At 71.1% G+C, this 17,813-nt stretch carries 17 protein-coding genes; 10 read left to right on the forward strand and 7 right to left on the reverse strand.

Features of this window, described 5'->3' with window-relative positions; genetic code table 11:
* Window positions 1-65: 65 nt before the first annotated feature.
* Together ACVNF4_RS19305 and miaB are read right to left on the reverse strand one after the other, a co-directional pair.
* Window positions 66-251: a hypothetical protein gene (locus tag ACVNF4_RS19305; protein ID WP_461804106.1), complete on the reverse strand. Its 186-nt coding sequence runs from the start codon at window positions 249-251 to the stop codon at window positions 66-68.
* 488 nt (window positions 252-739) lie between these two features.
* Window positions 740-2,260: a tRNA (N6-isopentenyl adenosine(37)-C2)-methylthiotransferase MiaB gene (gene miaB / locus ACVNF4_RS19310; RefSeq protein WP_461804090.1), complete on the reverse strand. Its 1,521-nt coding sequence runs from the start codon at window positions 2,258-2,260 to the stop codon at window positions 740-742.
* A gap of 142 nt (window positions 2,261-2,402) precedes the next feature.
* On the opposite strand from miaB, the gene ACVNF4_RS19315 reads away from it, so the two are divergent.
* A complete protein-coding gene (locus ACVNF4_RS19315) occupies window positions 2,403-3,566 on the forward strand; it encodes an LLM class flavin-dependent oxidoreductase (protein ID WP_461804091.1) in 1,164 nt (387 codons plus the stop codon).
* A gap of 18 nt (window positions 3,567-3,584) precedes the next feature.
* Here ACVNF4_RS19315 and ACVNF4_RS19320 read toward each other — a convergent pair whose 3' ends face one another.
* Complete coding sequence (locus ACVNF4_RS19320; RefSeq protein ID WP_461804092.1) at window positions 3,585-4,262, reverse strand: response regulator; 678 nt, start codon at window positions 4,260-4,262, stop codon at window positions 3,585-3,587.
* Window positions 4,259-5,365: a sensor histidine kinase gene (locus tag ACVNF4_RS19325; protein ID WP_461804093.1), complete on the reverse strand. Its 1,107-nt coding sequence runs from the start codon at window positions 5,363-5,365 to the stop codon at window positions 4,259-4,261. The genes ACVNF4_RS19320 and ACVNF4_RS19325 overlap by 4 nt, the downstream gene beginning before the upstream one ends.
* Window positions 5,366-5,662: 297 nt before the next feature.
* On the opposite strand from ACVNF4_RS19325, the gene ACVNF4_RS19330 reads away from it, so the two are divergent.
* The 3 genes from ACVNF4_RS19330 to ACVNF4_RS19340 all read left to right on the forward strand — a co-directional run bounded on the left by ACVNF4_RS19330 (window position 5,663) and on the right by ACVNF4_RS19340 (window position 9,232).
* Window positions 5,663-6,148, forward strand: a complete 486-nt coding sequence (locus tag ACVNF4_RS19330; RefSeq protein WP_461804094.1) for a cation:proton antiporter regulatory subunit — start codon at window positions 5,663-5,665, stop codon at window positions 6,146-6,148.
* Window positions 6,149-6,152: 4 nt separating this feature from the next.
* Window positions 6,153-7,379 carry a cation:proton antiporter gene (locus ACVNF4_RS19335; RefSeq protein ID WP_461804095.1) on the forward strand — a complete coding sequence of 409 codons (1,227 nt, stop codon included), beginning with the start codon at window positions 6,153-6,155 and terminating at the stop codon, window positions 7,377-7,379.
* A gap of 344 nt (window positions 7,380-7,723) precedes the next feature.
* On the forward strand, window positions 7,724-9,232 hold the full coding sequence (locus tag ACVNF4_RS19340; RefSeq protein WP_461804096.1) for a hypothetical protein: 1,509 nt from the start codon (window positions 7,724-7,726) through the stop codon (window positions 9,230-9,232).
* A 57-nt stretch (window positions 9,233-9,289) separates the two neighbouring features.
* Here the strand turns inward: ACVNF4_RS19340 and ACVNF4_RS19345 are convergent, their stop codons facing one another.
* Window positions 9,290-9,691 (reverse strand): pyrophosphohydrolase domain-containing protein, encoded by a 402-nt coding sequence (locus tag ACVNF4_RS19345; RefSeq protein ID WP_461804097.1) that lies wholly within the window; start codon window positions 9,689-9,691, stop codon window positions 9,290-9,292.
* A gap of 85 nt (window positions 9,692-9,776) precedes the next feature.
* Between ACVNF4_RS19345 and ACVNF4_RS19350 the strand changes: the two genes are divergently transcribed.
* A complete protein-coding gene (locus ACVNF4_RS19350) occupies window positions 9,777-10,778 on the forward strand; it encodes a TAXI family TRAP transporter solute-binding subunit (protein WP_461804098.1) in 1,002 nt (333 codons plus the stop codon).
* Between the two features lie 67 nt (window positions 10,779-10,845).
* On the opposite strand, the gene ACVNF4_RS19355 is transcribed toward ACVNF4_RS19350, so the two are convergent.
* Complete coding sequence (locus tag ACVNF4_RS19355; protein ID WP_461804099.1) at window positions 10,846-12,246, reverse strand: sensor histidine kinase; 1,401 nt, start codon at window positions 12,244-12,246, stop codon at window positions 10,846-10,848.
* 10 nt (window positions 12,247-12,256) lie between these two features.
* The gene (locus tag ACVNF4_RS19360) at window positions 12,257-12,943 is read right to left on the reverse strand and encodes a response regulator transcription factor (RefSeq protein WP_461804100.1); all 687 of its coding nucleotides are present in this window, start codon (window positions 12,941-12,943) and stop codon (window positions 12,257-12,259) included.
* Between the two features lie 254 nt (window positions 12,944-13,197).
* On the opposite strand from ACVNF4_RS19360, the gene ACVNF4_RS19365 reads away from it, so the two are divergent.
* From ACVNF4_RS19365 to ACVNF4_RS19385, 5 genes are all read left to right on the forward strand, one after another.
* Window positions 13,198-13,974, forward strand: a complete 777-nt coding sequence (locus ACVNF4_RS19365; protein ID WP_461804101.1) for an amino acid ABC transporter ATP-binding protein — start codon at window positions 13,198-13,200, stop codon at window positions 13,972-13,974.
* A gap of 55 nt (window positions 13,975-14,029) precedes the next feature.
* Window positions 14,030-14,860 (forward strand): glutamate ABC transporter substrate-binding protein, encoded by an 831-nt coding sequence (locus tag ACVNF4_RS19370; RefSeq protein ID WP_461804102.1) that lies wholly within the window; start codon window positions 14,030-14,032, stop codon window positions 14,858-14,860.
* 74 nt (window positions 14,861-14,934) lie between these two features.
* Entirely contained in the window at window positions 14,935-15,600 is a 666-nt protein-coding gene (locus ACVNF4_RS19375) for an amino acid ABC transporter permease (protein ID WP_461804103.1), read from the forward strand.
* The gene (locus ACVNF4_RS19380) at window positions 15,597-16,493 is read left to right on the forward strand and encodes an amino acid ABC transporter permease (RefSeq protein ID WP_461804104.1); all 897 of its coding nucleotides are present in this window, start codon (window positions 15,597-15,599) and stop codon (window positions 16,491-16,493) included. Before ACVNF4_RS19375 ends, ACVNF4_RS19380 begins: the two co-directional genes overlap by 4 nt.
* A gap of 310 nt (window positions 16,494-16,803) precedes the next feature.
* Window positions 16,804-17,813, forward strand: a 1,010-nt coding sequence (locus tag ACVNF4_RS19385; RefSeq protein ID WP_461804105.1) for an FAD-dependent monooxygenase, incomplete at its 3' end; no start/stop codon positions are given.

Consider the following 17,813-nt stretch of genomic DNA (forward strand, 5'->3'; position numbering starts at 1 on the left):
TCCCGGCGGTCACGGCCAGGATGTCTGAGTCCCGATGGTCGGACGCGTCGGGCGGGGGGCGTTACTTACGGCCTTACGCCATCACGGGCGGCAGGACCCGCCACTCCCAGCCGGTCCGGCCGAGAGGCGGCGAGCACGCCCAGCGCGTCCGTGCAGGCGGCTCTGGCGGCATCCAGCTCGGGTGCGGCGCCCGCGGCGATCTCGGGCACCAGGAGCGGCGGACAGGGGCAGACGGCGGCGGCGACAAGCATGATCGGCAGCGTATCCCCGGGAAGCGGTCACACGTCACATACGGGTCGGTCGGATACGGATGGGGTCCGGCCGGGCGGCGACGCCGGAACGGAACCGGATCGGCGTCACGCGGACGTCGGGACGCCACCGACGCGTCGTGACGGGGGCGTCGGAACGGAACCGTACCGACGTGACGCGGGCGCGGGGACGCACCCGTACCGACCACACGCGATCGCCAGGACGACGCGGTACCGGCCCGACGCACCACGCCGGAACGGCCCCGTCCCGTCGCTACGCCCACGAACCGACGAACCGGTACCGTCCCGACGTCCCGCCCTTCACCCTCCGCACAGCCCTCAGCCGGCTTCCCCGCCGAGACCCTCGCCGGAAACGTCTCGAACTGGCCCTCGGCGAGCACCGGAAGCGTGTCGCCCCCGCCGGTACGGCCGAGCACGCCGGGGCACACGCGGGAGCACCGGCTCCCGCCCCACGAGCCCCGCCGGCGCCGTCAGTCGACGCTGCACCCGCCACCCGTGACGACCGGCAGCGGCGCCGGGACGCCGACCTTGGGCAGGCCGAGCATGACGCCGGCCGGAGCAGCGGCCTTCTCGGCGGTGCGCTTCTCCCAGGCGTCGCCCGCGCGCGTGCGGCGGACGTCGAGGACGGGACCCTCGGCGAGGAGGTGGTGCGGGGCGGCGTAGGTGATCTCGACGGTGACGATGTCGCCGGGGCGGACGTCCTGGTCGGGCTTGGTGAAGTGGACGAGGCGGTTGTCGGGGGCGCGGCCGGACAGGCGCCGGGTGGCGTCGTCCTTGCGGCCCTCGCCCTCGGCGACCATGAGCTCCAGGGTGCGGCCGACCTGCTTCTTGTTCTCGTCCCAGGAGATCTCCTCCTGGAGGGCGACGAGGCGCTCGTAGCGCTCCTGGACGACCGCCTTGGGGATCTGGCCCTCCATCGTCGCCGCGGGCGTCCCGGGGCGCTTGGAGTACTGGAACGTGAACGCCTGGGCGAAGCGGGCCTCACGGACGGCGTGGAGGGTCTGCTCGAAGTCCTCCTCGGTCTCGCCGGGGAAGCCGACGATGATGTCGGTGGAGATCGCCGCGTGCGGGATCGCCGCGCGGACCTTCTCGATGATCCCGAGGTAGCGCTCCTGGCGGTAGGAGCGGCGCATCGCCTTGAGGACGGTGTCCGAGCCGGACTGCATCGGCATGTGGAGCTGCGGCATCACGTTGGGGGTCTCGGCCATGGCGGCGATGACGTCGTCCGTGAAGTCCCGGGGGTGCGGCGAGGTGAAGCGCACGCGCTCCAGGCCGTCGATCTTCCCGCAGGCCCGCAGGAGCTTGCTGAACGCCTCGCGGTCGCCGATGTCGCTGCCGTACGCGTTGACGTTCTGGCCGAGCAGGGTGATCTCGGAGACGCCCTCGCCGACCAGGGCCTCGATCTCGGCCAGGATGTCGCCGGGGCGGCGGTCCTTCTCCTTGCCGCGCAGGGCGGGGACAATGCAGAACGTGCAGGTGTTGTTGCAGCCGACGGAGATCGACACCCACGCCGCGTAGGCGCTCTCGCGGCGGGTGGGCAGCGTGGAGGGGAACGCCTCCAGGGACTCGGCGATCTCGACCTGGGCCTCCTCCTGCACGCGCGCGCGTTCGAGGAGCACCGGGAGCTTGCCGATGTTGTGCGTGCCGAAGACGACGTCCACCCAGGGCGCCTTCTTGACGATCGTGTCGCGGTCCTTCTGCGCGAGGCAGCCGCCGACCGCGATCTGCATGCCCGGACGCGACGCCTTCCTCGGCGCGAGGCGGCCGAGGTTGCCGTAGAGGCGGTTGTCGGCGTTCTCACGGACCGCGCACGTGTTGAAGACCACCACGTCGGCGTCGCCGTCGGACCCCTCGGGCGCGCGCACGTAGCCCGCGCCCTCCAGCAGACCGGCCAGGCGTTCGGAGTCGTGGACGTTCATCTGACACCCGTAAGTGCGTACTTCGTAGGTCTTCACGTCCACGGGCTGGCTCCGGTCACTGCTGCTGGTCATGGCTCCAGGGTAGGCGGTGCCCCGGACAGCCTTCGCCCCGGCGCCGCGGACGCCCCCCGTTCGATTGTCAGTGGGCCTTCGTACGATGGCGAGGACCGGACCAGATCCGGTCGGAGCACCATCGAAGGGACCTCTTCCGCCCATGAAGCTCGACATCTTCAGCGAGATCCAGGACCCCAAGCCCTGGACCCCCGGCCACCAGCACCTGCGGATGACCCAGGCGCTGGAGCAGGCGGAGCTGGCGGACGCGCTGGGATACGGCTGCTGGTGGCAGGTCGAGCACCACGGCGCCGAGGAGTTCAGCCTGTCGTCGGCGCCGGAGCTGTTCCTGGCCGCGCTCTCGCAGCGCACCACGCGGATACGGCTGGGCCACGCCGCCGTGCTGGCGCCGCCGCGGATCAACCATCCGATCCGGGTCGCCGAGCGGGCCGCCGTGCTCGACCATCTCAGCGGCGGCCGGGTCGAGCTGGGGCTCACGCGGTCGACGGCCCCGGAGTGGCGGCTGTTCGGCGTGGACCCGGCGACCGTGCGTGAGCAGGTGGCGGAGGTCTTCGAGACCGTCCCGCGCATCTGGCGCGGCGACCTCGCGGTCACCGGGGGCGTCCCCGTCGTCCCGTCGCCCTTCCAGGACCCGCATCCCCCGCTGTGGCAGGCCGCGTCCACGCCCGGGTCGTTCGAGGAGGCCGGGCGCAGGGGTGCCGGGGTGCTGGGGACGACGCTGTGGGAGCCGCTGGAGCGGGTGCGCCGGCTGGTCGAGCTGTACCGCGCGGCGGCGGCCGAGTGCCGTGAGCCCGCCGGTGCGTTCGTCAACGACCAGGTCGCGTTCTTCACGTTCGTGCACTGCGCGGAGACGGACGAGCAGGCCGTGCGGGACGGCGCGGCAGCGGCGGCGGCCTGGTACACGGCCCGCGCGCTGACGTTCTTCGAGGCGGCCGACGCGTTCATGGAGAACATGAACCGCGAGAAGGAGCTGATGGCCTCCCCCGACGGCGGCGGGCACGCGGGCGCGTTCCTGCGCGCGGAGGCGGACTCCGCGGCCGGGCCGAACGCCGCGCAGCTCGCGATCGGCCGCGTCCTCCAGGGCGAGACCGTCCCTGAAGAGGAGCTGTTCGAGGCGCTCGACGAGCAGGGCTCCCTGATCGTCGGCTCGCCCGAGACGGTCCGCAAGAAACTGCGGGCCTACGCCGATCTCGGCATCGACCGGCTGATGTGCTTCCAGCAGGTCGGCGGGCTGTCGCACGAGAGCGTGCTGCGCAGCATCCGGCTCGTCGGCGAGCTGATCCCGGAGTTCGACCCGGCCGGGTGAGGCTGAGGCCGGGGGCGCTCAGGGGTCGATCAGCCCGGCGCGGATCGCGTAGCGCGTGAGTTCCAGGCGGTCGCGCATCCCGAGCTTCTGGAGCAGGTTGGCCCGGTGGCGCTCGACCGTCTTGGCGCTGATGAAGAGGAGGTTCCCGATCTCCTTCGAGGTGTGCCCCTCGGCGACGAGCTTGAGGATCTCCTCCTCACGCTCCGTGATCGGCCGCTCCGGCAGACCGTCCCCCCGGTGCAGCCGGTCCAGGTACGACCGCACGAGCGCCCGCTCCGCCCCCGGGTAGATGAACGGCTCGTCGCGCATCGCCGCGCGGCACGCCTCGACGAGGTCCCGGTCGGCGGCCGACTTGAGGACGTACCCGCCCGCGCCGGCCTTCAGCGCCTCGAAGAAGTACTGCTCGTTGTCGTACATCGTCAGGATGAGGATCCGCAGGTCGGGCAGGCGCCGCGACAGCTCCCGCGCCGCCTGGAGCCCCGTCATTCGGGGCATCGCGACGTCCAGCACGGCCAGATCGACGTCCCCGGCGCGCGCCCGCTCCACCGCCTCCGCCCCGTCCCCGGCCTCCTCGACGACCGTCAGATCCGCCTCGCCGTCGAGAATCAGGCGCACTCCCCGGCGCACCAGAGTGTGATCATCTGCCAGCAGCACACGAATGGGTGCCGTCGGACGGCCGACGGACGAGACGGTCATTTCCGCCCCCTTCGCTTGCCGACCCGGCCCCTGCGCGTCTCTGCCCCGCCACCCTGCTCTTCCGTCCGGCCGAACACGTCCCCGGCCTCCCTCTTTCCCTCGTCGGCAGCCACCGGCACACCCCCGTCCCCGTATCCGGCACGCAACTCCTCCCCGGGCCCCACCGGCAGGACGACCGGAATGCGCAGCCGGACCTCGGCGCCGCCGCCGGGGGCGTCGGTGAGGGTGAGGCGGGCGCCGACGAGGAGGGCGCGTTCACGCATCCCGGGGATGCCGGCGCCCTCGGGTGCGCCCCGGAAACCCTTGCCGTTGTCGCGGACGACGAGTTCGGCACCGCCCGGGACGGCCCGCAGGCTCAGGTCCGCGCGGTCGGCGGTGCTGTGCCGCGCGGTGTTGGTGAGGGCTTCCTGGGCAACGCGGTAGATCACTAGCTCGGACTCCTCGGGGAGCGGGGGCAGGCCGGCGGCGAGGTCGCGGCGGACGGTCAGGCCATGGGTGGTGAACTCGGCGGCGAGCGAGCGCAACGCGCTGACGAGCCCGAGTTCGTCGAGCACACCGGGCCGCAGCCGGCGCGCGATACGGCGGATCTCGTCGAGCCCGGACCGGGTCGCCTCCTGCGCCTGCCCGATCTCCTCGCGCAGTTCGTCCGGCCCCCGGTCGGCGACCCGCTTGAGCTGGAGGAGCACTGCGGTCAGGGTCTGCCCGACCTCGTCGTGCAGCTCGCGGGCGATCCGGCTGCGCTCCCCCTCCTGCGCGGACAGGGCCCGCCCGGCGCTGGCGGCCCGCTCGGCCTCCAGCCGGTCGAGCATCGCGTTGTACGTCATGATCAGCTCGGCGGTCTCGACGGGCCCCGCGACGACGGCACGCCCGCCCGGCCGCAACAGGTCGGCGGAGGCCATGGCCCGCCCCAGCCGGCTGAGCGGCGCGAGGCCGATCCGCAGGACGACGGCGTTGGCGACGAGCAGCACGCCGAGCCCTGCGGCCACGACGAGCGCCTCGGCGGGCAGCACCGGCGTCGAGACGGTGACGGGCCCCAGGAGCAGGGCGGCGGCGACGATCAGACCGACCGCGTTGAGACAGAACATCCGCCAGAACAACGACACTCCCCCACCTCCTCCTCTCGCGCTCCTCGGCCCTCGCGAGGCTCCGCGAGACCCGGAAGCTCCGGAGGTCCCGGAGGCCCCGCAGGCTCCAGATGCCCCGCCCCGCGCCCACGGCGCACCCGCAACCAGCCTCGCCGCCCGCCTCCGGGCCGGTCCATCCGTCATGACACCCATATCGTCACGGTACGGCCGGATGGCAGCATGGTCGGTTCCGGGCAGGTGTCCGGATCACAGCGGCAAGGCTTCCGCACCGCGCGGGCAGCTTGGCCCGACATCAGCATCAAGGGGAAGAGAAACGTGTCTGCTCCACGCCTCCGGTCGACGCCGTTGCCGGGAATCGGGGTCCAGTACGACCTCGTGACGCGCGACCACCGCCACCTCTCGGTCGTGGCGCACCGCGACGGCACGCGCACGGTGAACGTGTACCGGTCCGACGACCCCGACTCCTGCGCCCAGTCCCTGCGGCTGACCACCGCCGAGGCGGGTTCGCTGATCGACGCGCTCATGCCGTCCCACCACAGCCCGAGCCTCCTGTACACGACGGACCTGGGGCTCGTCGCCGAGCGCGTCGAGGTGGCGGCGACCTCCCGGTGGAACGGGCGGCTGCTGGGCGACACCCGGATGCGCACCGAGACGGGGGCCTCGATCGTCGCGGTGCTGCGGCGCGCGGAGGCGATCCCGTCGCCCGCGCCGGACTTCCGGCTGGCCGGCGGTGACACGGTGATCGTGATCGGCACCCGGGAGGGCGTCGACGCGGCGGCCGCGATACTCGGTCAGGAGTGAACGGGTGCATTCCGCGGTCCTGCTCATCGAGTTCGGTTCCATCATTCTCGGCCTCGGACTGCTCGGGCGGGTCGCCGCCCGGTTCCAGTTCTCGCCGATCCCGCTGTACCTGCTGGCCGGTCTCGCCTTCGGTGAGGGCGGGCTGCTGCCGCTCGGCGCGAGTGAGGAGTTCGTCGCGACGGGCGCCGAGATCGGTGTCATCCTCCTGCTGCTGATGCTCGGCCTGGAGTACACGGCCAGCGATCTGGTCTCCAACCTGAAGTCGCACTACCCCGCCGGGGTCGTCGACTTCTGTCTCAACGCGCTGCCGGGTGCCGCCGCCGCGCTGCTGCTCGGCTGGGGGCCGGTCGCGGCCGTCGTCCTCGCGGGGGTCACCTGGATCTCGTCGTCCGGGGTGATCGCGAAGGTGCTGGGCGACCTGGGGCGGGTCGGGAACCGGGAGACGCCGGTGATCCTCAGCATTCTGGTGCTGGAGGACCTGGCGATGGCGGTGTACCTGCCGATCGTCACCGCGCTGGTGGCGGGCGCCGGGCTGCTGTCGGGGTCGCTGACGCTGGCCGTCGCGCTGGGTGTCGCGGGTCTCGTGCTGTTCGTCGCGCTGCGGTACGGGCGGCTCATCTCGCGGTTCGTCTCCAGCGACGACCCGGAGAAGCTGCTTCTCGTCGTGCTGGGGCTGACGATCCTGGTGGCCGGTGTGGCACAGGAGTTGCAGGTGTCGGCGGCGGTCGGCGCGTTCCTCGTGGGCATCGCGCTCTCGGGTGAGGTCGCGGAGGGCGCGCACACGCTGCTGAGCCCGCTGCGGGACCTGTTCGCGGCCGTCTTCTTCGTCTTCTTCGGGCTGCACACCGACCCGGCGAGCATCCCGCCCGTGCTGCTGCCCGCCCTCGCGCTGGCGGTCGTGACGGCGTGCACGAAGATCGCCACCGGTTACTGGGCCGCCCGGCGTGCCGGGATCTCCGTCCGTGGCCGCTGGCGCACCGGCGGCACGCTGGTCGCGCGCGGCGAGTTCTCGATCGTCATCGCGGGCCTCGCGGTCACGGCCGGCATCGAGCCGTCCCTCGGCCCCCTGGCCACCGCGTACGTCCTTCTGCTGGTGATCATCGGTCCGCTGACCGCCCGTTACACCGAGCCTCTCGCCACGCGCTGGGCGCTGCGCCGGGAGTCCGCCAAGGCGGCGCAGGAGCCGCCGCCCCTCGTGGAGAAGCAGGAGCAGGCCCCGGTGGGCGACTGAGGTCCCCGCTCGCTCGTACGGCCCCCGCAGTGGCGCGTGACCCGCGTCGCCCCGGGGGCCGTTCCGCGTTCCGGGCCGGCATCCAAGTCGCCTTCCCTGGAGCCGAGTTGATCCCCAGGCGGACAACTCCCCGCACACCGTCAGCAAGCCTCCGAGAACCCTTCCGGCATGACGCAGGTCACATCCCGATGTGATCAAACCGTGGAACCTCCGTGTGGTTGTCGTGGCATGCTCGTGGCTCGTTACCGGCGAGTAGGCACTCGCGCCCCGCCGGTCGTTCTCCCTCACCCCCATCACCCCCAGGACTGACGTTGCGCCGACGCACGAAGCCCTATCGCGCCTTCATGCCCGCTTTAGCCGCGAGCGCCCTGCTCCTCGCGGCCGGCTGTTCCTCCGCCCCGCAGAACGACCGCTCCGCCCCGGCCGGCGATCAGATCGCCGCGAACATCTCGACGGCCGCTCCGGACGACGCCCCGCTGGCCGTCGCCGCCGCGCCCGACGACGCCCCGACCGCCACCGCCCGCCCCGGCGGCGGGCCCGAGGGGCGGGTGAAGACCGGCAAGCTGAGCGTGGCCTCCTACGACAGCCGGACCGGACGGGCCGTCATCTCCTCCAACGCGGGCAAGCGGAACGAAAGTTCCCCATCGCCCACAAATTCTCCAAGTTCCTCGCAATCCCCTTCAAGCCCCATGGAATCCACCGGGACCACGGGCTCCCCGCAGCCCTCGGCCGACGCGGAGTCCCCCACCGGATCGGCCTCGGCCTCCCCTTCGACGACCGACGCCCCGCCCGCCGACGTCGCCCCCGAGCCGGCCACCGCCGTGGGCGACGTCATCGCCAGCGCCCCCGCCCCCGGCGCCCCGAACGGTCTGCTCGCCAAGGTGACGAAGGTCCTCGGCGAGACGGACGAGGGCACGGAGGTGGAGACCGAACCGGCGCAGCTCAACGCGCTGCTGGCCGACGAGACGGCGAAAGGGAGCGTGCCCGTCGACCCGTCCGCGTTCGAGATCGACAAGCTGCTGCCGGACGTCGACATCTCCTGGTCGAAGACCGGGGACGTGCATGTCGGCCCGAAGGGGGCGACCGTCCCGCTCGGCAGCCTGCGGCTCGACGTCAGCGCCGCGCTGCCGACGGTCGGCAACGGCTCCGCGTCGGCCTCCGCGTCCGTCTCGGGCTTCGTCCAGGTCGCCCCGCAGGTCGACTTCACGTACGGCGGTGAGGGTGCCGCGACCTCCCCGCTCTCGGCTTACCTCGGGGTCTCCGGCGACTGGTCCTCGGCCTGGGCCCTGAAGGGCCGCGCCGCCGCCTCCGCGACCGCGCAGCGCATCCCCTTCGCCAAACTGCACGCCGACCCGGTGCTCCAGGTCGGCCCGGTCCCGGTCGTCGTCAACCTGGACCTGACCTGCTACGTCCAGATCACCGGCGACGGCAAGGTCACGGTCGACGTCGAGCAGAGCGTCGAGGGCGACTTCAAGGCGGGCGGGACCTTCGGGCTCACCCAGGGGTGGACGCCGGTCAACTCGTCGACCGTGAAGAGCACTCCGGTGCGTACGTCCGTCACCACCGCGGGCTCCGTCAAGGCGGCCCTGGGCGCGGAGGCCGGCGTCGGGCTCTACGGCACCGTCGGCGTCGTCGCCGACCTCGCGCCGTACGTCCGCGGCGAGGGCCAGGGCTCGGTGACCGGCACGGACGGCGACTTCGAGACGAAGGGCACCTGGGCGCTGTACGGCGGCATCGACCTGACCGGCACCCTGCGGCTCCAGCTGTCCGTCTTCGGCACGCCGATCTTCAAGCGGGACATTCCGCTCGGCGCGCTGCACCGGGAGTGGAAGCTGGCGGGCTCACCGGCGTGAGGAAGGGGTGGGCCGCCGCTCCGGCGGAGGCCCACCCACCGCCGTACGCGATTCCCCCTACGAGGCGGACCCCCATCCCTGCCTGCGCAGCACTCCCGCCACGTCCGGCGCCTCGTAGTGCTCCCCCTTGAGCACCTTCCCGTCGGCCCTGCGGGCGATCTGCCCGTCGGGGCCGATCTTCGTCATGTTGGAGCGGTGGATCTCGGAGAGGACGGCGTCGAGGTCGATGCCGTGCACGAGCGCCGTGCCGTAGGCGACGTACACGACGTCCGCCAGTTCGTGCGCCAGCCGGTCCAGCGGGCCGGTGACAGCCACCTCGGCGACTTCCGCGGCCTCCTCCGCGAGCAGTTCCCCGCGGTGGGCGGCCAGCGCGGGGGCCACCTCGGAGGGCGTGCTGCGGGCGTCGAGCCCGAAGGCTCGGTGGAACTCACGGACCAGATCAGCGGGCGACGAACTCATGCACCGACTCTATCGGCGCCCACTGACAACCCCTCCGCGCCCGCCCGCCCTGGTCACCGCCCGCCCCGCCTGGCAGGATCGCGCCATGCCCAAGCTGTCCGCCCGTATCGGCAAGCGCCACGCGCTCGAAGGAGCCGCCGCCGGCGTCGTCGTGCTCGGGCTGCTGCTGTGGTGGCTGCTGCCCCTGGGGGACAACCCGCCGTCCGGGTCGGTCGGGTTCACCACCGGGAACCAGGTCGGCGTCTACTACCAGTACGCGGACCTGCTCAAGAGCAAGCTGTCCGAGGACATGCCCGACCTGAAGGTGCGGCTGCTCCAGAGCAACGGCTCGCAGGAGAACGTGGCACGCGTCGCCGAGGACAAGGCCCAGTTCGCGATCGCCGCCGCCGACGCCGTCGCGCAGTACAGGAACCGGCACGGGGCCGGTTCGGACAAGCTGCGCGCGGTGGCGCGGCTGTACGACGACTACCTCCAGCTGATCGTGCCCTACGACTCGGACGTGAAAAAGGTCGCCGACCTGAAGGGCAAGCGGGTCGGTACAGGGCTCCCCAACTCCGGTGTACGGCTCATGGCCGACCGGGTCCTGGAGGCCGCCGGTGTCACCCCGAAGGGCGTCACGGCCATGGACGAGGGCATCGACACCGGTCCCCGGGATCTCCGGAGCGGCAGGATCGACGCGTTCTTCTGGTCCGGCGGAGTGCCGACCCAGGGGCTCAAGATGCTGGACACCGCCCCTTCCAAGTTCCGCTTCGTGTCCATACCCGCGGATCTCGTCGCCAAGATGCACAAGGACAACGACAGTACGACCGGCTACTACCGGGCCACCAACATGCCCGCAGACGCCTACCCGGAACTCCAGCACGGCCATGACGTGCCGACGGTGGCCATCGCCAACCTCCTGATCACCCGCGCGGACACGGACGACCGTCTCGCCGAGTGGTTCACCAGAACCGTCATCAAGAGCCGCGACTCGATCGGCCACAACGTCCACTCCGCGCAACTCGTGGACCTGCGGACGGCCATCTACACCGACCCGCTCCCCCTGCACGACGGCGCCCGCCGCTACTACCGCTCGGTGAAACCGTGACCGGGTGAAGAAGGTGGACGGGCGAAAAAGGTAGACGGGTAAAGAAGTACGACAAGCAGGCAAGCCTTCAGGACGCCGACGTCCTCGGAACCCGCACCGTCACCGCCAGCCCGTGCGGCTCGTGCGACCCGTACGAGATCGACGCCCCGCCCGCCGCCAGCAGCGCGCGGGAGATCGACAGCCCGAGCCCGGACCCCTTGATGTTCTGGTGCCGCCCGCTGCGCCAGAAACGGTCGCCCACGCGCGCGAGTTCCTCGTCCGTCAGTCCGGGCCCGTTGTCGGTGACGACGACGGTCGCGGTGGTGCCCTCGACCGCGACGGACACCTCGACCCGCTCCCCCGGGGGCGTGAACTTGACCGCGTTGTCGATGACGGCGTCCAGCGCGCTCGACAGGGCGATCGGGTCGGCCCACGCGGTGGTCGCCGGACACTCCCCGCTCAGCACCACCCCCTTGGCCTCCGCGGTGGGCGCCCACGCGGCGACGCGTTCGGCGGCGATCAGGCCGACGTCGGTGATCCTCAGGTCGGCCTCGGAGTGCTCGGCGAGGGCGAGGTCGAGCAGGTCGTCCAGGACTTCGGCGAGGCGCTTGCCCTCGTTCTGGACCGAGGCGATCTCCTCGTTGCCCTCGGGGAGTTCGTAGGCCAGCAGCTCGATCCGCAGGAGCAGCGCGGCGAGCGGGTTGCGCAGTTGGTGCGAGGCGTCGGCGACGAAAGCCCTCTGCTGCTCCAGGACGTCCTCGACGGTGTCCGCCATCTCGTTGAACGACCGGGCCAGTCTGCGGAGCTCAGGAGGGCCTCCAGAGGCCGCCACGCGGGACTTCAGCCGACCGCTGGCGATCGCGTGGGTGGTGCTGTCGAGAATCCCGACCGGCTTGAGCACCCAGCCCGTCAGCCGCAGGGCGGCCCCGATCGCCAGCAGCAGCGCGGCGACCTCGCCCGCCCCGATGACGAGCCAGCCGTGCAGGATCCGCGACCGCAGCTCCCCGGTGGGCGAGTCGGTGACGACGACCGCGACGACGTCACCGTCCCGGATCACGGGCGACGCCACGACCAGGCGGTTGCGGTCCCAGGGCCACACCTGCGCGGGGTCGTGGCTGCGCCGGCCGGACAGCGCCTCGTCGAACGCGTCGCGCACCTCGGCGCCCTTGGGCCCCAGCTTCCAGTCGTGCGGGGCCACGGCCATGGAGCCGCTCCCCCGGAGGAAGACGCCCGCATAGATGCCGTAGACCTCGTAGTAGCTGTCGAGCTCCCGCTCCAGCGTCTCCGCCCGCTCACCGGCGACGGTGTCGGCGTCGTCCGTCACGGTGACGAACTGCGCCAGCGCGGCGAACCGCGCGGTGTCGTCGATCCGGTCGACGACGACCTTCTGTTGCTGCGCCCCCGCCAGGCTGACGGCGAGCGGGACGCCGAAGGCGAGCAGGACGGCCGCCATCAGGACGATGAGCAGCGGCAGCAGCCGAGTACGCACCCGCGGCCCGCTAGGCGGCCGGCGCGACGAGCCGGTAGCCCACGCCGCGTACGGTCTCGATGAGGGCGGGCATGCCCAGCTTGGCCCGCAGCGACGCGACGTGGACCTCCAGGGTGCGCCCGGTTCCCTCCCAGCTCGTGCGCCACACCTCGCTGATGATCTGCTCCCGGCGGAACACCACACCGGGCCGCTGGGCCAGAAGGGCGAGCAGGTCGAACTCCTTTCGGGTGAGCTGGACGACGGCGCCGCCCACGGTGACCCGGCGGGTCGGCAGCTCGATGTGGACGGGGCCCAGGACCAGGGCGCTGTCGGCGGCCGGGACGCCGTCGTCCTGGACGGTGCGGCGGCTGACGGCGTGGATGCGGGCGAGCAGTTCACCGGTGTCGTACGGCTTCACGACGTAGTCGTCCGCCCCCAGGTTGAGGCCGTGGATGCGGGAGCGTACGTCGGAACGGGCGGTGACCATGATGACCGGGGTGGCGGTGCGCTTGCGGATCTTGCCGCACACCTCGTAGCCGTCCTGGTCGGGCAGCCCCAGGTCGAGCAGGACGACGCCGAACCCCGGGCCCTCGGGGACGAGCGCCTGGAGGGCCTCCTCGCCGCTGCGCGCGTGGGTGACGTCGAAACCGTGCCGCCTGAGGACCGCGGACAGGGCCGCGGCGACGTGATTGTCGTCCTCGACGAGCAGCAGTCTCATTTCGGCCTCCCCCAGTTCGTTCGGTCGCGCGCGTGCACCACCGAAGTCACGCTGATGGACGACGACGCCGTCAAGCGGGTTCCGGTTGCACACCCCTTCCGTTATGGGCCCGATACGCGTCCGGCCACCCGGGCTACGCCAGGTGTCCGATTGCTATCGGATCGTGATGCTCAGATTCCCCTCAGATGTAATGACGCTGGTCGTGACTGGTTACTACTGTCCTCGAAACCCGAGGAGGACGGAGCCAGACAGCGATGACCGAAGTATCGGTGGCCAAGCAGGACGCGGCCGGGGCCGACGAGCTGGTCGTCCTGAAGAGCGTGAACAAGCACTTCGGTGCGCTGCACGTGCTCCAGGACATCGATCTGACCATCGCGCGCGGCGAGGTCGTCGTGGTCATCGGACCCTCAGGGTCCGGGAAGTCCACCCTGTGCCGCACGATCAACCGCCTGGAGACGATCGACGAGGGCACGATCACGATCGACGGCAAGGCGCTGCCCCAGGAGGGCAAGGAGCTGGCGAGGCTGCGCGCCGACGTCGGCATGGTCTTCCAGTCGTTCAACCTGTTCGCGCACAAGACCGTGCTCGAAAACGTGACGCTGGGACAGGTGAAGGTCCGCAAGGCCGACAAGAAGGCGGCCGAGGAGAAGGCCAGGACGCTCCTGGACCGCGTCGGCGTGGGCGCCCAGGCGGACAAGTACCCCGCGCAGCTCTCGGGCGGCCAGCAGCAGCGTGTGGCCATCGCCCGCGCGCTCGCGATGGACCCGAAGGTGATGCTCTTCGACGAGCCCACCTCCGCGCTGGACCCCGAGATGATCAACGAGGTGCTGGAGGTCATGCAGCAGCTCGCCCGGGACGGCATGACGATGATCGTCGTCACCCACGAGATGGGCTTCGCCCGTTCGGCCGCCAACCGCGTGGTGTTCATGGCGGACGGCCGCATCGTCGAGCAGGCCACGCCCGACCAGTTCTTCAGCAACCCGCGCAGCGATCGTGCGAAGGACTTCCTGTCCAAGATCCTGCACCACTGACGGCCTCACCCGCACCGCCGGCCCAGCACCTCTCCGTACTCCAAAAGGACGCACCATGAAGCTTCGCAAGGTCACCGCCGCCTCGGCCGCCGTTCTCGCCCTCGCCCTCACCGCGACCGCCTGCGGCAGCTCGGACGACGGCGGCAGCGGCTCGTCCGGCAAGAAGATCAAGATCGGCATCAAGTTCGACCAGCCCGGCATCGGCCAGAAGACGCCGCAGGGCTACACCGGCTTCGACGTCGACGTCGCCACCTACGTGGCGAAGAAGCTCGGGTACGACGCCAAGCAGATCCAGTGGACCGAGTCGAAGAGCGCGGACCGCGAGACCATGCTCCAGCGCGGTGACGTCGAGTTCATCGCCGCCTCCTACTCGATCACGCCGAAGCGCCAGGCGAAGGTCGACTTCGCGGGCCCCTACCTGCTGGCCCACCAGGACGTCCTGGTCCGCGCGGACGACAACTCCATCAAGTCGGCGGCCGACCTCAACAGCAAGAAGCTGTGTTCGGTGACCGGCTCGACCTCGGCGCAGAACATCAAGGACAAGCTGGCGCCCAAGGCCAACCTCCAGAACTACCCGACGTACTCGGCCTGCCTCAACGGCCTCCAGGGCGGCGCCATCGACGCGCTGACCACGGACGACTCGATCCTGGCCGGCTACGCCTCGCAGCCCCAGTTCAAGGGCAAGTTCAAGCTCGCGGGCCTGAAGATGACCAACGAAAACTACGGCATCGGGATCAAGAAGGGCAGCGCCCTCAAGGACAAGATCAACAAGGCCCTTGAGGAGATGGTCGCCGACGGTTCCTGGAAGCAGGCCGTGGACAAGAACCTCGGTCCGGCCGGCTACAAGAACGAGCCCGCCCCGAAGATCGGTGACATCAAGAGCTGACCAGCGCCTGAACGGTGCGCCACCCGGGAGGGCGGCGCACCGGGGCCCGACCACTTCTGGAAGCGCGGGAGATCGTGTTCGACTTTCTTGAGGGTTACGACCTGTTGGGGGCCTTCTGGACGACCGTGCAGCTCACGCTGCTCGCGGCCGCCGGTTCCCTGGTCTGGGGAACGGTACTGGCCGCCATGAGGGTCGGCCCGGTACCCGTGATGCGCGGTTTCGCCACCGGCTACGTCAACACCGTCCGCAACATCCCGCTGACGGTGATCATCCTGTTCTCCTCGCTGGGGCTGAGCCAGACGCTCGGCGTCAACCTGGGTGCGAGCGACTTCAGCGTCATCAACTTCCGGCTCTCCGTCCTCTCCCTGACCGTCTACACGGCCGCGTTCGTGTGCGAGGCGCTGCGGGCCGGCATCAACACCGTCCCGGTCGGCCAGGCGGAGGCCGCGCGGGCGATCGGACTGAGCTTCTCGCAGGTGCTGCGGCTCGTCGTGCTGCCGCAGGCGTTCCGCGCGGTCGTCGCGCCGCTGGCGAACGTCCTGATCGCGCTGACGAAGAACACCACGGTGGCCGCCGCGATCGGCGTCGCCGAGGCGGCGACCCTGATGAAGGAGATGATCGAGAACGAGGCCCAGCTCCTCCTGATCGCCGCCGTCTTCGCGTTCGGTTTCGTGTGCCTGACCCTGCCGACCGGGCTGATCCTCGGCTGGGTGGGCAAGAAGGTTGCGGTGAAGCGATGAGTTCCGTTCTCTTCGACGCGCAGGGACCGCGCGCCAAGCGGCGCAACACCCTGATCACCGGGGTCTTCCTGGTCGTGTGCGCCGGCCTCCTGTGGTGGGTGTACAGCAGCCTCTCCGACAAGGGCCAGTTGGACTGGGAGAAGTGGAAGCCGTTCACCGGCACCGAGGCGTGGACGACGTACATCCTGCCGGGCCTGAAGAACACGCTGATCGCCGCCGCGCTGGCCATGGTGATAGCGCTGCCTCTGGGTGCGGTCCTCGGTATCGCCCGGATGTCGGACCACGCGTGGGTGCGCGTGCCGGCGGGTGTGATCGTGGAGTTCTTCCGCGCCATCCCCGTACTGATTCTGATGATCTTCGGAGTGGCCCTGTACTCCGAGTACTCCAACGTCTCCACGGACGACCGGCCGTTGTACGCCGTCGTCACGGGTCTGGTGCTGTACAACGCGTCGGTGCTCGCGGAGATCGTGCGGGCGGGCATCCTCGCCCTCCCCAAGGGGCAGACCGAGGCCGCGCACGCGATCGGTCTGCGCAAGACCCAGACCATGACGTCGGTGCTGCTGCCGCAGGCGGTCACCACGATGCTGCCGGCCATCGTCAGCCAGCTGGTCGTCGTCGTGAAGGACACCGCTCTCGGCGGCGCCGTCCTGACCTTCCCGGACCTGATGGCCGCGGCCAACACGATGAGCGGCTACTACGGGGCGAACACCATCGCCAGCTTCACTGTCGTCGCCGTCCTGTTCATCGCGGTCAACTTCAGCCTCACGTCCTTCGCCAGCTGGCTGGAGGGCCGGCTCCGGCGCGGGAAGAAGTCCACCGGAGCGGTCCTGTCCGCGACGGACGCGTCGATCGGCGGAAATATGGGATCAGGCGCGGGCGGCGCCGGGATGTAAGCCCTGCCGCAGTCAGGTATTGCCTCCGAAGGGACGGCAGGATGCGCTCCTGCCGTCCCTTCCGACGTGCGCGTCGTCACTCAGCGGAGCGCCCGGGGGACCTCACGGAAAGCAGGCAGCCGAGCGGACGAGCGCCTGTTCGCCCGAAGCTCACACGCCCCCCTTGTGTTCTCCGGCCGCACCGCCGAGGTTGTCGCTTGACGCAAGCACCGGCAATGGGTTGCATACGTTCTGTGATCGTGCACCCTGCTCCCACCTCGCATTCACTTACGTCCCTGAGGGAACCGTCGCAGGCAGGGGGCGGACGTCTGTGGACCCGGTGATCATCGTCGGAGCGGGCCCTGTGGGGCTCACGCTCGCCCTGGCGCTGGCGCGTCAGGAGGTGCCGTCGGTCGTGCTGGACGAGGGCCCGGGGAAGGACGAACCGCGGCTCGCGCGGACGGTCGTCCTGCGGGAGGACACCGCCGCTCTGGCGGAGCGGCTCACCGGTGCCCCGCTGGACGGACTGCGCTGGACGGGCTGGCGGTCGCTGCGGCGCAAGCAGACGATGCGTGAGGTCACGTTCGACGACGCCGAACCGGCGCCCCTGCACCTCGCGCAGCACGTCCTCACGCGCGCGCTCCGTACCGCTGTCGCGCGCGAGCGCCTGGTGAAGCTCTCCCCGGACAGCCGGCTGGACGCGATCGAGCAGGAGGCGTCCGGCGTCACCGCGCACACGCGCGGGCCGAAGGGCACATGGTGGCGCGGGAGTTATCTCGTCGGCTGCGACGGCCCCCGCTCCACGGTCCGCAAACTCCAGGACATCCGCTTCCCGGGGCGCACCTCGGTCGAGCGACACGCCGTGGCGGCGCTGCGGGCGGAACTTCCGTGGGCGGGTCAGGCGTTGCTCCATCGGATGCCGCCGTGGCGGACGTCCGGACCGTCGGCCGGGGAGGTCACCGCCCGCCCCCTCCCGGACGGCGTCTGGCGCCTGGACTGGCTGCTCCCGCCCGGCAAGGACCTGGTGACGCCCGAGCTGCTGGTGGCGCGCGTGCGCGAGACCCTCACCGGCTGGAACGGCGGGGCGACTCCCCCGTACGAGCTGCTCGACACCGGCGTCCACACCGTCCACCACCGGCTGGCCCGCCGCTGGCGCGTGGGCCGGGTCTTCCTCGCGGGGGACGCGGCGCACCTGCTGGGCGCGTTCGGCACACAGGGGCTCGACGAGGGCCTGCGGGACGCCGACAACCTCGCCTGGAAGCTGGCGGCGGCCTGGCACAACGGCCCGCGTGAGGCGCTCCTCGACAGCTACCAGGCGGAGCGCCGCGCGGCCGTCTCCGC

Source organism: Streptomyces sp. S6, from assembly GCF_054880855.1.

Bases quoted from the DNA above. Each gene is read 5' to 3' on its own strand.
- ACVNF4_RS19305 (WP_461804106.1), bottom strand. From the start codon at position 251: ATGCTTGTCGCCGCCGCCGTCTGCCCCTGTCCGCCGCTCCTGGTGCCC.
- ACVNF4_RS19370 (WP_461804102.1), top strand. From the start codon at position 14,030: ATGAAGCTTCGCAAGGTCACCGCCGCCTCGGCCGCCGTTCTCGCCCTC.
- ACVNF4_RS19350 (WP_461804098.1), top strand. From the start codon at position 9,777: ATGCCCAAGCTGTCCGCCCGTATCGGCAAGCGCCACGCGCTCGAAGGA.
- ACVNF4_RS19340 (WP_461804096.1), top strand. From the start codon at position 7,724: ATGCCCGCTTTAGCCGCGAGCGCCCTGCTCCTCGCGGCCGGCTGTTCC.
- ACVNF4_RS19345 (WP_461804097.1), bottom strand. From the start codon at position 9,691: ATGAGTTCGTCGCCCGCTGATCTGGTCCGTGAGTTCCACCGAGCCTTC.
- ACVNF4_RS19360 (WP_461804100.1), bottom strand. From the start codon at position 12,943: ATGAGACTGCTGCTCGTCGAGGACGACAATCACGTCGCCGCGGCCCTG.
- ACVNF4_RS19315 (WP_461804091.1), top strand. From the start codon at position 2,403: ATGAAGCTCGACATCTTCAGCGAGATCCAGGACCCCAAGCCCTGGACC.
- ACVNF4_RS19365 (WP_461804101.1), top strand. From the start codon at position 13,198: ATGACCGAAGTATCGGTGGCCAAGCAGGACGCGGCCGGGGCCGACGAG.
- ACVNF4_RS19380 (WP_461804104.1), top strand. From the start codon at position 15,597: ATGAGTTCCGTTCTCTTCGACGCGCAGGGACCGCGCGCCAAGCGGCGC.
- ACVNF4_RS19320 (WP_461804092.1), bottom strand. From the start codon at position 4,262: ATGACCGTCTCGTCCGTCGGCCGTCCGACGGCACCCATTCGTGTGCTG.
- miaB (WP_461804090.1), bottom strand. From the start codon at position 2,260: ATGACCAGCAGCAGTGACCGGAGCCAGCCCGTGGACGTGAAGACCTAC.